Source organism: Aromatoleum petrolei, from assembly GCF_017894385.1.
Taxonomy (GTDB): Bacteria; Pseudomonadota; Gammaproteobacteria; order Burkholderiales; family Rhodocyclaceae; genus Aromatoleum; species Aromatoleum petrolei.
In genome coordinates this window covers 4,637,793-4,651,294 of the sequence record NZ_CP059560.1, presented here as the reverse complement: position 1 = coordinate 4,651,294, position 13,502 = coordinate 4,637,793, and the positions used below count along the sequence as shown (strand labels likewise).

Annotated in this window: 13 protein-coding genes; 10 read left to right on the top strand and 3 right to left on the bottom strand. The window is 68.4% G+C overall.

What is annotated here, in order from left to right; translation table 11 throughout:
- Positions 1–87 precede the first annotated feature (87 nt).
- Entirely contained in the window at positions 88–1,020 is a 933-nt protein-coding gene (locus ToN1_RS21340) for an ABC transporter substrate-binding protein (protein WP_169204680.1), read from the top strand.
- A gap of 44 nt (positions 1,021–1,064) precedes the next feature.
- Positions 1,065–1,997 (top strand): carbohydrate kinase family protein, encoded by a 933-nt coding sequence (locus ToN1_RS21335; protein WP_169204679.1) that lies wholly within the window; start codon positions 1,065–1,067, stop codon positions 1,995–1,997.
- 82 nt (positions 1,998–2,079) lie between these two features.
- Here the strand turns inward: ToN1_RS21335 and ToN1_RS21330 are convergent, their stop codons facing one another.
- Together ToN1_RS21330 and ToN1_RS21325 are read right to left on the bottom strand one after the other, a co-directional pair.
- Positions 2,080–2,712, bottom strand: a complete 633-nt coding sequence (locus tag ToN1_RS21330; protein WP_169204678.1) for a hypothetical protein — start codon at positions 2,710–2,712, stop codon at positions 2,080–2,082.
- 234 nt (positions 2,713–2,946) lie between these two features.
- On the bottom strand, positions 2,947–4,164 hold the full coding sequence (locus tag ToN1_RS21325; protein WP_169204677.1) for a porin: 1,218 nt from the start codon (positions 4,162–4,164) through the stop codon (positions 2,947–2,949).
- A gap of 560 nt (positions 4,165–4,724) precedes the next feature.
- Between ToN1_RS21325 and ToN1_RS21320 the strand changes: the two genes are divergently transcribed.
- From ToN1_RS21320 to ToN1_RS21285, 8 genes are all read left to right on the top strand, one after another.
- Positions 4,725–5,735 carry a thiamine pyrophosphate-dependent dehydrogenase E1 component subunit alpha gene (locus ToN1_RS21320; RefSeq protein ID WP_169204676.1) on the top strand — a complete coding sequence of 337 codons (1,011 nt, stop codon included), beginning with the start codon at positions 4,725–4,727 and terminating at the stop codon, positions 5,733–5,735.
- Between the two features lie 32 nt (positions 5,736–5,767).
- The gene (locus ToN1_RS21315; protein ID WP_169204675.1) at positions 5,768–6,808 is read left to right on the top strand and encodes an alpha-ketoacid dehydrogenase subunit beta; all 1,041 of its coding nucleotides are present in this window, start codon (positions 5,768–5,770) and stop codon (positions 6,806–6,808) included.
- 14 nt (positions 6,809–6,822) lie between these two features.
- Positions 6,823–7,068, top strand: a complete 246-nt coding sequence (locus tag ToN1_RS21310) for a lipoyl domain-containing protein (protein WP_169204674.1) — start codon at positions 6,823–6,825, stop codon at positions 7,066–7,068.
- A 3-nt stretch (positions 7,069–7,071) separates the two neighbouring features.
- Complete coding sequence (locus tag ToN1_RS21305; RefSeq protein ID WP_169204673.1) at positions 7,072–7,785, top strand: dihydrolipoamide acetyltransferase family protein; 714 nt, start codon at positions 7,072–7,074, stop codon at positions 7,783–7,785.
- Positions 7,785–8,552 carry a lipoate--protein ligase family protein gene (locus ToN1_RS21300; protein ID WP_169204672.1) on the top strand — a complete coding sequence of 256 codons (768 nt, stop codon included), beginning with the start codon at positions 7,785–7,787 and terminating at the stop codon, positions 8,550–8,552. Before ToN1_RS21305 ends, ToN1_RS21300 begins: the two co-directional genes overlap by 1 nt.
- Before the next feature lie 33 nt (positions 8,553–8,585).
- Positions 8,586–9,167, top strand: a complete 582-nt coding sequence (locus tag ToN1_RS21295; protein WP_210147894.1) for a gluconate 2-dehydrogenase subunit 3 family protein — start codon at positions 8,586–8,588, stop codon at positions 9,165–9,167.
- 29 nt (positions 9,168–9,196) lie between these two features.
- Positions 9,197–10,771 (top strand): GMC family oxidoreductase, encoded by a 1,575-nt coding sequence (locus ToN1_RS21290; protein WP_169204671.1) that lies wholly within the window; start codon positions 9,197–9,199, stop codon positions 10,769–10,771.
- A gap of 207 nt (positions 10,772–10,978) precedes the next feature.
- Complete coding sequence (locus tag ToN1_RS21285; RefSeq protein WP_169204670.1) at positions 10,979–12,922, top strand: sigma-54-dependent Fis family transcriptional regulator; 1,944 nt, start codon at positions 10,979–10,981, stop codon at positions 12,920–12,922.
- A gap of 33 nt (positions 12,923–12,955) precedes the next feature.
- On the opposite strand, the gene ToN1_RS21280 is transcribed toward ToN1_RS21285, so the two are convergent.
- On the bottom strand, positions 12,956–13,408 hold the full coding sequence (locus ToN1_RS21280) for a DoxX family protein (protein WP_169204669.1): 453 nt from the start codon (positions 13,406–13,408) through the stop codon (positions 12,956–12,958).
- Positions 13,409–13,502 lie beyond the last annotated feature (94 nt).

The window sequence follows — 13,502 nt, the reverse complement described above, 5'->3', positions numbered from 1 at the left end:
CCCCTTCCCCGTATTCCCATCACGCTGCGGCCCGGATTCCGGTCCCGGGCCGCGGCCAGAACAAGACCGGTATCAGGAGACACCCAAATGTTCGTTCGCAAAGCACTCGTCGCCGGCGTCGCGCTGGCCTGCGCCGCCGGCATCGCCCAGGCGCGCGAGATCAAGTCGGTCGGCGTCACCGTCGGCTCGCTCGGAAACCCCTTCTTCGTGACAATCGCCAAGGGCGCCGAGGCGAAGGTGAAGGAGATGTACCCGAACGCGAAAGTCATCACCGCGTCGGCCGACTACGACCTGAACAAGCAGTTCACGCAGATCGACAACTTCATCTCGGCCGGCGTGGATCTGATCCTGCTCAACGCCGCCGACGCGAAGGCGATCGAGCCCGCGGTGAAGAAGGCGCAGAAGGCCGGCATCACCGTCGTCGCGGTGGACGTCGCCGCCGCCGGCGCCGACGCGACGGTGCAGACCGACAACGTGCAGGCCGGGCGCCTCGCGTGCGAACACATCGTGAAGAAGCTCGGCGGCAAGGGCAACGTCGTGATCCAGAACGGGCCGCAGGTGTCCGCCGTGGTCGACCGCGTGAAGGGCTGCAAGGAAGTGCTCGGCGCCGCATCGGGCATCAAGGTGCTCTCCGACGACCAGGACGGCAAGGGCTCGCGCGAGGGCGGCATGAACGTCATGCTCGGCCACCTGACGCGCTTCCAGAAGCTCGACGCCGTGTTCACGATCAACGACCCGCAGGCCATCGGCACCGATCTCGCCGCGCGCCAACTGAAGCGCAAGGGCATCGTGATCACCTCGGTCGACGGCGCACCGGACATCGAGACGGCGCTGAAGAACGACACCCAGGTCGAGGCCTCGGCGAGCCAGGATCCGTGGTTGATGGCGCAGCAGGCGGTGGTGATCGGCAACGACATCCTCAACGGCAAGAAGCCGGCGAGCCCGATGGTGCTGATCCCCTCGACGCTGGTCACGCGCGACACCATCGGCAGCTACAAGGGCTGGTCGTCGCCGCGCTGACGCCCCTCTTCACCCCACAAACCCCAACGAGACGGTTCTCCATCATGTTCCTGGTCTGCGGCGAAGCCCTGTTCGACGTCTTCATCGGTAGCGAGACCGACAACGCCCTGCATCTCGACGCGCGCCCCGGCGGCTCGCCCTTCAACGTCGCCATCGGGCTGGCGCGGCTCGGCCAGCCGGTGGCCTTCCTCAGCGGGCTGGCGAAGGACATGCTCGGCGACCGCCTCGCGCGGGTCCTGACACGCGAAGGGGTGGACACCCGCCCCTGCCCGCGTTTCGACGCGCCGACCACGCTCGGCATGATCGAACTCGACGCGGCGGGCGTGCCGCACTATGCGTTCTACGGCAACGGCGCGGCCGACCGGCTGCTCTCGGCGGCGCAGCTCCCCGAGCTCGCCCCCGAGGTCGCGGCAATCCATCTCGGCTCGTACGCGACCGTCGTCGAACCGGTCGCGAGCGCGCTCGAAACCCTCGTGCGGCGGGAGCGCGACCGCCGCCTCGTCGCCTACGACCCGAACGTGCGGCTCAACGTCGAGCCGTCGCTCGAACGCTGGCGCGAGCGCGCCGACACGCTGGCGGGCCTCGCGCATCTGGTGAAGATCAGCGACGAGGACGTGCGCCTGCTCTACGGTGAAACCGACGAGGCGGCGCTCGCGCGGCGCTGGCTCGCGGCCGGCGCGAGGCTCGTCGTGGTAACGCGCGGCGCGGACGGCGCGAGCGCGTGGAACGCCAACGGTCGCGCCAACGTGGCGGCCCCGCGCATCACGACCGTGGATACGGTGGGCGCCGGCGACACTTTCCAGTCGTCGATGCTGACGTACCTCGCCGAGACTGGCCGCTTGAACCCGGATGCGCTCACGGCGATGGACGCTCACGAGCTCGCCCGCCTCCTCACCTTCGCCGCCCGGGCCGCAGCGATCACCTGCTCGCGCCGGGGCGCGGACATGCCGCGGCGGGCGGAACTCGCCACCAGTTGAGCCGGCAAACAATTACCCTTCAGGCGACGCCGGCCGAAGCCCGGCCACTGACCTTCGACGGGCTCGAGGCGTCGTCACCCTTTCACTCATTCTTCCGGCCCGCTTCCGCGCGGGCATCCAGCAGATCCTTCCTCGCCCGATCGAGCTCTGCATCCCGCGCCTTGTCGAGATCCTTCCTGGCCGCATCGAGCTCCCTGCGCGTGCGATCGAGATCGGCCTGCATGTTCGACGGATCCTTTTCGGCGCGCTTCAGGTCGGCATCCGCGTAGGCTTTCAACAGGCCCTCGAAGAGAACCTTCACTTCCGGCCCGGTGACCGCGCCGTTCAAGTGAAGCTGGCAGAGTGCATACACCCCGGTCCTGAACACATCGAGCGACGCGGTCCGCTCGGCGATCACCGTCACATCGGACTGGAAGCTTTCGGCCAACTGTCCCTCCGCGTCGACGCCGGTCTGCGACTTGCCCTTCAACGCGGCCTCGAGCTGTGCCTTCAACCCGACTGCGGCATCGGGGGGCGGCTCCGCACAGAACTTGGCGCGATTGGCGCCCGGCTCGGTCACGACGATCACGGTGCGTCGATCCGCCGACAGCGAGATCGTCGATACCGCCTTGTCAACACCGTCTTCGACGACCGGGCGATTGAAGAACGTCCCGATGGTGGAAGCGCAACCGGAAAGCGCCAGCATTGAAGCCAGAATCGAGGTGATGCGCAGCATCTCAGCCTCCTTTGCGTCCCCGATGCGGAAACGCACGAGCCCGCGTCATACGACGGAAAACTGCGACTAAATCGATCTACGTCGTGGGCGATTTCCCCCAAATATTCGACCGATGTGTTCAACATAGGCGATGGACAAGCGCATTCAAGTCGAATTGCACGTACGAGCCGGCCGGCCGAGGTCGCGGCGAGCGGCCCCCGCGCGGGGCAGCTCGCCGCACCCTCGGCCCCGCCGTCACCAGGCGAAGCGCGCCCCCAAAGTCGCATAACGCGTGTCGGTCGCGCGGCCGAATGCGGGGTTGAAATCGAAGTCGGAGCGGCCCAGCTCACCGTACAGCGTCACGAAACGGTTCATGCCGTAGTAGAGGCCGGCCAGCGTGCCGCGCGCCTCGTGCCCGCGTGTCGCGGCGGTGTCGTCGACGCGGGTGACTCCATGGCTCAGGCGCAGCGTCGTCTTGGGCGTCACGCGCGCGGTCGCCTGCACCCACCAGCCCTTGCTTTCACGCTCGCGGCCGACGGCGTCGAGCGCGTCGTAGTCGAACATCAGCGCCGAACCCAGTCCCTTGCCCGAAAAGGCCGAAGCGAAGAGGCCGAAAGCGCCGAGCTTGAGCTGCGCGCCACCCGATACGCCCCGGCCGGTGACGGTGTCGCCGCCCACGCAGGTCGCGCCGCCGGGCAGGCGGCAGTCCTGCGCGCGCTGATACACGCCGTCCGCGTACACGGTGTAGCTGCCGCCCGTGAACGTTCCGTCATAGGCGAGTTCCGCCTCGACCCGCGGCAACGTGGTCTTGCTCGCGAGTCCCGCCGAGGGCAGGAACACGTTGCCCATCTGGCTCGGGTCGTACAGGCCGACCGAGAACTTCAGCGGATTTGCGCGCGGGCTGTCGTAGCGCAGGCCGCTGTTGAAGTTCGCGTAGAGGTAGCCCGAGTGCAGCGAGCCAGCGCCGAGCGCCCCGCCGCCGTTGGCGTTGTCGTAGGCGAAGAAGCCGCCGGCGAGCACCGACTCATCGGCGAGGATGGGTCGGCCCTGGAAGATGCTGTAGTGCTTGCCGATCGTGACCTGACCGAAGTCGCCTTCGAAACGCGCCCAGATCTCGCGCGGGTCGATCGACTTCGATGCGGTGTCGGCGACGTTGCCGCGGTTCTTGAAGTTGCCCTCGCCCGAGTGCGGGTTCACGCGCAGCCCGAGGCGGCTCGACATGCGCACGCCGTCCGTCTCCGGCACCGCGAAGTTGAAGCCGATCATGTTCGGCGAATCGCCCGAGGTGATGCGGAAGGCATCGTTGGCGTCGGCATCGCCGTTGGTCGAGCTGGCATTGAGGATCACCCAGCCGTCGACGCCGAAGCGGTAGCCGTCCTTGTTGTAGACCTCGATCTCGGCCTGCGCGGAGCAGGCCAGCAGCAGCCCGCATGCGGTGGCGGCGAGGCGGATCGGATTCAGGGTCGTGTGCATCGTGTCGTCTCCTTTGGTATGGGATGGGCGGGGGAAGCGTCTCCTCCTTGTCCCCCGCCGTAATCGCGACGCGCCACGCGAACCGGAGTCGCGTGGCGCCGCTGGAGCTGGGCATAGCAACGGCGGTGCCATGCGGCCGACACAGGACGAACCGGGCCATACCGGAGTCATGGCGATGCGCCTGTATCCCATGAGCAGCGGGTTATTTCGTCATTGAATGACCACCCACGCCAGGACGGTCGGGTGCCCCGTAGCGCCGTGCGACAGAAGCCCGGCCGTGCGACAGCGGCGTCGCAGCGATGCGACACCTGTAGCACCCCGCGCGACGCCGCTGCGACAGTGTCGCTGGACCCGCCACGTCTTTCTCACGCCGCCGGAATACGCGACACATCCACACACAATCAGTCACTTGCAATCGAAATGACGAATGTCAATTGCATTACCTGCAGGCTGGCACCCCTCTTGCGATAAGCCCTGCACACAGCCGCCGGATTGCCCGGCACCAGATCGGGCGGACGGCGGCGATGGCACCCCACCAATCGACGAGGAGGTTTGCAGCGATGGACGCGACAGCCGAGCAACTGCTGTGGATGTACGAAAAGATGATCGAGATCCGGGAGTACGAGGAGACCATGGCCCGGGTCTATCTGGAGGGCAAACTCCCGCCGAAGATCCAGAAGGGCCTCGCCTTCGACATCGGTGCGGGGCCGGTGCCGGGCGAGATGCACCTGGCCGCAGGGCAGGAGCCGGTCGCGGTGGGCGTGTGCGCCCACCTGCGCGCCGACGACACGGTGGTCGGCGCGCATCGCCCGCACCACTTCGCGATCGCGAAGGGCGTCGATCTCGACGCGATGACCGCCGAGATGTTCGGCAAGGACACCGGGCTCGGCCGCGGCAAGGGCGGCCACATGCACCTCTTCGACCCGGTGGTGAAGTTCTCCTGCAGCGGCATCGTCGGCGCTGGCGCGCCGCAGGCCTGCGGCGCCGCGTTGGCGGCGAAGAAGCTCGGCCGGGATTCCGTCGCGGTGGCCTTCTTCGGCGAAGGCGCGGCCAACCAGGGCGCCTTCCACGAGGCGTTGAACCTCGCCGCGCTGTGGAAGCTGCCGGTGGTCTTCGTCGTCGAGGACAACAAGTACGGCATCTCGGTCGAGAAATCCGCCTCGACGGCGATCGCCTCCAACGCCGAACGCGCCGCCGGCTACGGCATGCCCGGCGTGCTGATCGAGCGCAACGACGCCCTCGCGGTGTTCAAGGTTGCCGGCACGGCGGTGGCGCGGGCGCGCCGCGGCGAGGGCCCGACCCTGATCGAGGTGAAGACCGACCGCTACTTCGGGCACTTCCAGGGCGACCCCGAGACCTACCGCCCGAAGGGCGAGGCGAAGGAATTGCGTCAGCACGACCCCATCCCCGTGCTCGGCGCGCTGGTGCGCGACATGGGGCTGCTGGATGCGAACTCGGATGCGGGCTTGCGCCAACGCATCGCCACGCGCGTGCAGGCGGCCTACGACTTCGGTCGCAACAGCCCCTACCCCCGCCCCGAGGACGCGCTGCTGCACGTCTTCGCCGAATGAACCCGCGCCCGGAACAAGACAAGGAGACCACGATGACCACTGCAACCCAAGCCAAGGCGCGCATGCTGACGATGGCGCAGGCGATTTCCGAAGCCACCGCACAGGAGATGGCGCGCGACCCGCGCGTCTTCGTCATGGGCGAGGATGTCGGCAAGTACGGCGGCATCTTCAGCGCGACCACGGGCCTGCTGGACAAGTTCGGCCCCGACCGCGTGATGGACACCCCGATCTCGGAGACCGGCTTCATGGGCGCCGCGCTCGGCGCCGCTGCCGAGGGCCTGCGCCCGATCTCGGAGTTGATGTTCGTCGACTTCTTCGGCGTGTGCTTCGACCAGATCTACAACCACATCGCCAAGAACCACTACATGTCGGGCGGTGCCTGCAAGTACCCGCTCGTGATCACGACCGGCATCGGCGGCGGCTACAACGACGCCGCGCAGCACTCGCAGTGCCTGTACTCGATCTTCGCCCACGTGCCCGGCCTGAAGGTGGTCGTGCCGTCGAACGCCTACGACGCCAAGGGCCTGATGACGACGGCGATCCGCGACGACAACCCTGTCGTCTTCCTGTACCACAAGGGCATCATGGGGCTGTCGTGGATGTCCTACTTCGAGGGCAGCACCAACGAGGTTCCCGAGGAGCCCTACGCGATCCCGTTCGGCGAGGCGCGCGTGGTGCGCGAGGGCAGCGACGTCACGATCGTGACCCTGTCGCAGATGGTGCAAAAGTCGCTGGTCGCCGCCGAGACCCTCGCCGCCGAGGGCATTTCGGCCGAGATCGTGGACCTGCGCACCCTGGTGCCGCTCGACCGCGCCACCGTGCTGAAGTCGGTCGCCAAGACCGGGCGCCTGCTCGTCGCCGACGAGGACTATCTCAGCTACGGCCTCTCGGGCGAGATTGCCGCACTCGTCGCCGAGCACCTCGACAGCATCCGCCTCAAGGCTCCGGTGCGCCGCCTCGCGGTGCCCGACGTCCCCATCCCCTTCAGCCGCCCGCTCGAACAGTTCGCCATCCCGCAGGTGGACAACATCGTCGCCAGCGTGCGCGGCCTCATGACCGCAAAAGTTTATTGACCCAGGAGACAGACATGATCGACATCATCCTCGACGACGCGGTGTGGGCCGACGTCGATGAAGGCACCGAAGCCCTGCTGCAGGAATGGCAGGTCAAGGCCGGTGACACGGTCGAGGCCGGCCAGGTTCTCGCCGTGGCCGAGCTTGTGAAGACCAGCCACGAGATCTTCGCGCCCACCGCCGGCCGCATCGCGGCGATCCAGGTGCCCGAGCAGGAGACCTTCGGCCGCGGCGCGGTGATCGCGCAGCTGGAGGGCTGAGCGATGAGCGCGACAGCCTCGCTCGCGCCCGCGCCGGCCATCCCGCCAGCCGAACGCCGCACCATGCCGCTCAGCGGTCTGCGCGGCGCGATCGCCCGCAACATGACGCAAGGATGGCAGGTGCCGCGCGTCGCGCACGAAGTCGACGTGGACCTGAGTCGCGTCGAGGCACTGCGCGCCGAGCGCGCAGCGGCCGGCGAAAAGCTCAGCGTCAACGCCTTCGTGCTGCGCGCGGTGGCGCTCGCGCTACGCGCCCATCCGCGGCTCAACGCGCTGATGCGCGAGAAGGAGGTCGAGCTCGTCGAGGACATCAACCTCGGCGTCGCGGTCGCCCTCGACGACGGGCTGATGGTGCCGGTGATCCGCAACGCCGACGCGAAGCGCGTCGCCGAACTTGCCGACGAGACGCGGCGACTTGCCGAGGGCGCACGTAGCGGCGCACTCACCGGCGGCGCCTACCAGCGCGGCACCTTCACGGTGACCAACCTCGGCGCGGCTGGCATCGACCGCTTCAGCCCGATCATCAACCCGCCGCAGGTCGCAATCCTCGGTGTCGGCCGCACCGCGATGCGCGCCATCGTCCGGGACGGTGCCATCGTCGCCGCGCCGATCGTGACCCTGACGCTGGTGTTCGACCACCGCGCGGTCGACGGCCAGCCCGCGGCGCTCTTCCTCGGCGAGATCGCGCGCCGCCTGGAACACGCGGAGTTCGACTGATGCCGGCCGCCGCCCTCGCCCCTCTCGCGCCCCTCGCCACACCGGCTTCGCTCGGCGCCCCGGCGCTGACACTGGCGCGCCCCTCCGTCGAACAGGCGTGGAACGCCCGCCAGCTCGCCGCCCCCGTCAGCGCGCCGCGCGTACGGGTGTGGAGCTACCCCGCGCCCGGCGTCGTGTTCGGCTGCGCGCAGGCGGTGCTGCACGACGAGGCGGCGCGGGCGGCGCACACCGATTGCGAACTCGTGCAGCGGCGCGCGGGCGGCGGTGCAGTGCTGGTCGGGCCGTGGATGCTGTCCTCGTCCGTCGTGCTGCCGCCCGGGCATCGCCTGCTCGGCGGCGGCACGGTGTCGAGCTACCGCTGGCTGGGCGTGCTGCATGCGGGCCTCCTGCGCGACTTCGGCATCCCCGCGCACGCCCTTCCGCCCGACGAGATCGTGCGCCGGCCGGCCGACCCAACGCTCGCCTGGGCCTGCTTCGGCGGCCTCTCGCCATGGGAGGTCGTCGCCGACGGCCGCAAGATCGTCGGCCTCGCGCAGCTGCGCGGCCGCCACGGCGTGCTGCTCACCACCGGCACCCTGCTCCACCACCCCGACTGGGCGCTGCTGTGCCGCGCTCTCGGCCGCCCGCAGGACGACGCCGCCCGCCTCGCCGCGGTCACGACCTCGTGCGCCGAACAGCTTGGCACCGGCGTCCATATCGAAACCCTCGCCGAGGCGCTGCAGCAGATGCTCGCCGACGTCCTCGGCGAATTCGAGGCGGCGGCCTGACGCCTCGTTCCACACCACAGACAGGAGACAAGCATGGACAACAAGATCCCCCCCGCATCGATGCGCGTGCTCGGCAAGACCGTCACGCTCAGCCGCCGCGGCTTCCTCAAGGGCAGTGGCCTCACCGCGCTGGGCATCGGCGCGCTGTCCACGGGCACGCTGATGACCCCCGCGCGCGACGCGCTCGCTGCGGACTTCGCCAACCTCGGTGCGGACGTCGGCAAGACGCTCCTCGTGCTGGCGCGCGACATCTTCCCGCACGACAAGATCTCCGACCGCTACTACATGCTCGCGATCGAGCCCTACGACGCCCGATGCGCGACCGACGCGGCGCTGCGCACGCTGATCACCGAAGGCGTCGCCCAACTCGACCGCCTCGCACGCAGCCGCCACGACAAACCCTATGCCGAGGTGCCGACGGAGGCCGAGCGCGTCGCGCTGCTCTACACGATCGAGCACGGCGCCTTCTTCCAGAAGATCAAGGGCGACATGGTGACCGGCTTCTACAACAACAAGGCCGTGTGGCCCTTCTTCGGCGAGGAAGGATCCGCCTGGGAAAAGGGCGGCTACGTCAATCGCGGCTTCGACGACATCGACTGGCTCGCCAACGCCTGACGCGCACGACAAAAACCGAGGAGACACTCATGGACAAGAAATTCGCACTCGACGACGACAGCGTCGTCGTCATCATCGGCTCGGGCGCGGGCGGCGGCACGCTCGCCGACGAGCTCACGCGCCAAGGCGTGGACGTCGTGATCCTGGAAGCCGGCAAGCACCACACCCAGGAAGACTTCGAGAACGACGAATGGGCGATGTTCTCGAAGATCTCATGGCTGGACAAGCGCATCTCAGCGGGCGGCTGGCACCACACCCAGACCTATCCGAACCTGCCGGCCTGGATCGTGAAGGGGGTCGGCGGCTCGACGATGCACTGGTCGGGCGTCGCGCTGCGCTTCACGCCGCACGAGTTCCGCATCAAGAGCACCTACGGCGATATCGCCGGCGCCAACCTGCTCGACTGGCCGGTCAGCTACGCGGAGCTGGAACCCTACTACGAGCGCGCGGAACGCAAGATGGGCGTGGCCGGCACCAAGGCGAGCGGCCTGCCGCCGATGCCGCCGAGCAACCACACCAAGGTCATCGAGGCCGGCGCGCGCAAGCTCGGCTACAAGGAGATCGTGCGCCCGGTCGCGTCGAACACCCAACCCTACGACGGCCGCCCCGCCTGTCAACAGATCGGCTTCTGCATGCAGGGCTGCAAGATCGGCGCGAAGTGGTCGACGCTGTACTCGGAGATCCCGCGCGCGATGAAGACCGGCCACGCCGAGCTGCGACCGCAGAGCATGGTTTTGCGCGTCGAGCACGACAAGCGCGGCCGCGCGACCGGCGTGCTCTACGCCGACAAGGACGGCCGCCAGCACCTGCAGAAGGCCCGTGTCGTGTGCATCGCCGGCAACTCGATCGAATCGCCGCGCCTGCTGCTGAACTCCGCGTCCAGCATGTTCCCCGACGGACTGGCGAACTCCTCCGGCCAGGTCGGCAGGAACTACATGAACCACACCACCGCCGCCGCGCTCACGATCAACAAGGGCCCCGTCTACATGTACCGCGGCTTCGACATCGCGACGGTGATCTCCGACGAGGTCGCGAACCGCCCCGAGCGCGGTTTCGTCGGCGGCTACCACCTCGAAGGGCTGGCCCTGCACCTGCCCTTCACCGCCGCCTTCATGAAGCCCGGCGGCTGGGGCCGCGAAGTCACCTCGGCACTCGAACAGTACGACCACATGAGCTGCGTATGGGTGTGCGGCGAAGACCTGCCGCAGGAAGAAAACGGCATCACGCTGCACCCGACCGAACGCGACCAGCACGGCCTGCCGATCCCCATCGTCACCAAGACCGACCACACCAACGACGCCGCGATGCGCCGCCACGGCCTCGGCCAGTGGCGCAAGCTCTCCGAGGCGGTCGGAGCCACCCGCGTGATCGACATGCCGCCCTACCCCGCGAGCCACAACATGGGCACCAACCGCATGAGTGCAAAGCCGCGCGACGGCGTGCTCAACAAATGGGGCCAGACCCACGACGTGAAGAACCTGTTCGTCTCCGACGGCAGCCAGTTCACGTCGAGCGGCGCCGCCAACCCGACCCTGACCATCGTCGCGCTGGCGATCCGCCAGGCCGAGTACATCGCCGGCGCGATGAAGCGGCGCGAGCTGTGAGGCGCGGCGGCTGACACATTGCCTGCCTGTTCTCCCTCCTTCAGGCAAGTTCGCGGGCGGCGCGGCGATCGCGCTCCCGCATTTTTTCTTGAGCCGGTGAGCAGGCGTGGATTACTCTGCAAGTAACGCACACAGAGGCCGACCGACGGTCCACGCGCGGGAAAAAACGCCGGCCCCGGCGCAGCCCGCCACGCAGGAGGAGACAAGATGCTGGCGCAAATCCAGCGCGACCACATCGACCATGTGCTCGCCGTATCACACTCGGACGATGCAGCCACCGATCCCATCCACCGCTCGTGGGTGCGCTGCGTACACGACTACGGCCTCGACCCGAGCCGCCCCACGCGCGCGCATATCGTCGAGCAGGCGCAGTTGCGCGAGCACAAGGACCAGATCGAGGAATTCCTCGGCGTCGCCCGCACCGGCATGGAACAGCTCTACAAGCGCATGGCCGGCATCGGCTATGTGCTGCTCCTCACCGACGCACACGGCATCGCGGTCGACTTCATCGGCAACGACGCGTGGGCGAGCGAGCTCAAGCAGGCCGGCCTCTACCTCGGCGCCGACTGGAGCGAGGAACGCGCCGGCACCTGCGCCGTGGGCACCTGCATCGTCGAGCAGTCGCCGATCACCTGCCACCACACCGACCACTTCGACGCCTCGCACATCTCGCTGACCTGCAACAGCGCGCCGCTGTTCGACCCCACCGGCGGCCTGCTCGGCGTGCTTGACGTGTCCGCGCTGATATCGCCCGCCTCGCGCGACAGCCAGCACCTCGCGCTGCAGCTGGCGACGATGTATGCGCAGATGGTCGAGGATGCGAACTTCCTGCGCTACTTCCGCGACCGCTGGGTGCTGCGCCTGAACTCGGCGTGGACCATGGTGGATGTCTCCGGCGAGATCATGCTCGCCTTCGATGCCGAAGGCGTCATCGTCGGCGCCAACAACGGTGCCCGCCGCAACCTGCGCCCCCTCCAGGGCGGCACCGACGCGGATGCGCGACTCGTCGGACGCCCGCTCGGCGAGGTCTTCCGCGAAGGTATCGACGCGATCTGGCGCATCGCTCGAGCGGGCTTCGTCGCGGATCGCACGGCCCTATCGACGGCCGGCGGCGAAGTCTATTACGGCGCGGTGCTGCCACCGCGGGTCGCCCCGCGTACCGCCGTGCCGCATGCGCCGGTCGAACACCCCGTTCCCGCCGCCCTCAAGCGCCTCGCCGGCGACGACCCGCAGATGCAGCGCCTCATCGGCCAGGCCACGCGCCTCGTCAATCGCCCCGTAAACATCCTGATCCACGGCGAAACCGGCACCGGCAAGGAAGTGCTCGCCAAGGCCCTGCACGAATCGAGCAGCCGCGCCGGCGCGACCTTCGTCGCGGTCAACTGCGCAGCGATCCCGGAATCCCTGATCGAAAGCGAGCTCTTCGGCTACACGCCGGGCAGCTTCACGGGCGGTCGCAGCAAGGGCATGCGCGGCCTGATCCAGCAGTCCTCGGGCGGGACCCTGTTCCTCGACGAGATCGGCGACATGCCGCTGCAGTTGCAGACGCGACTGCTGCGCGTGCTGGCCGAACGCGAGGTGCTGCCGCTCGGCGCCGACAAACCCGTGCCGGTAGACCTGCGCGTGGTCGCCGCCTCGCACCGCGACCTGCGCAAGCTCATCGCCGAGGGCCGCTTCCGCGAGGACCTCTACTACCGCCTGTGCGGCGCGATCCTCTACCTGCCCGCGCTGCGCCAGCGCCGCGACCGCGACTACCTCATCGACCAGCTCCTCGCCGTCGAAGGCGCCGAGCTCGGCACGAACGCGGCGCTCACCCCGTCGGCGCGCGCCGTGCTGCACGACTACGCGTGGCCGGGCAACGTCCGCCAGCTGCGCAACGTGCTGCGCTTCGCGCTGGCCGTGTGCGACGGCGCATCGATCACGCCGGACGACCTGCCGGCCGAACTGATGGCCGCCGCCGGCCTCGACGCGGAGGAAACACCTCCGGCGCCCGTGGCCGCGGGCGGCGGTTCCGAAGCCGCACAGCTCGAATCGGCCCTGCGCCGCCACCGCTGGAACGTCACCGCAGCCGCAGCCGAACTAGGCATCTGCCGCGCCACGGTCTATCGCCAGATGAAGCGGCACGGTATCGTGCCGCCCAACCAGGCGTGACCCCGCCGCAGCGATCGGCACTGGGCAATCAGATCAACGCTTGTTGTCCGCAGGGGCCAGCACGGCGTCCAAGGATGCCCGGCCTGCACCGCTGAACGCCAGCGAGATCGAGACTGCAAGCAGCGCGAGACCGAATTCGTAGCCGTTGTTCTTCATGAACAATCCATTGGCCGCATGCACACTGAAGATCGCGACCAGCATCGCAAAAGCCAGCACTGCCGCCGCGGGACGCACGAGCAGACCCACGATCAGGGCGAGGCCGCCGAAGAATTCCGCTCCACCCGCCAGCAGGGCCATCAATTGGCCCGGCGCTAGGCCGATCGATTCCATCCACTGGCCCGTGCCTTGCAGACCGTAGCCGCCGAACCAGGCAAAGAGCTTCTGCGCGCCGTGTGCGACAAAGATGATGCCAACCGGAACGCGCAGTGCCAGGGCACTCCAGCCGGCTTGGGTGGCGAGAAGGCGCTTGACGAAACCGTTGCTCATTTTCTTTCTCCATTGATTGCGTTCGAGGCTGGCCGCATGTCTCGGTGCTGCGTGCTGACCATGGAGCGAACTCTACGCGGCGCGATCATTGGGT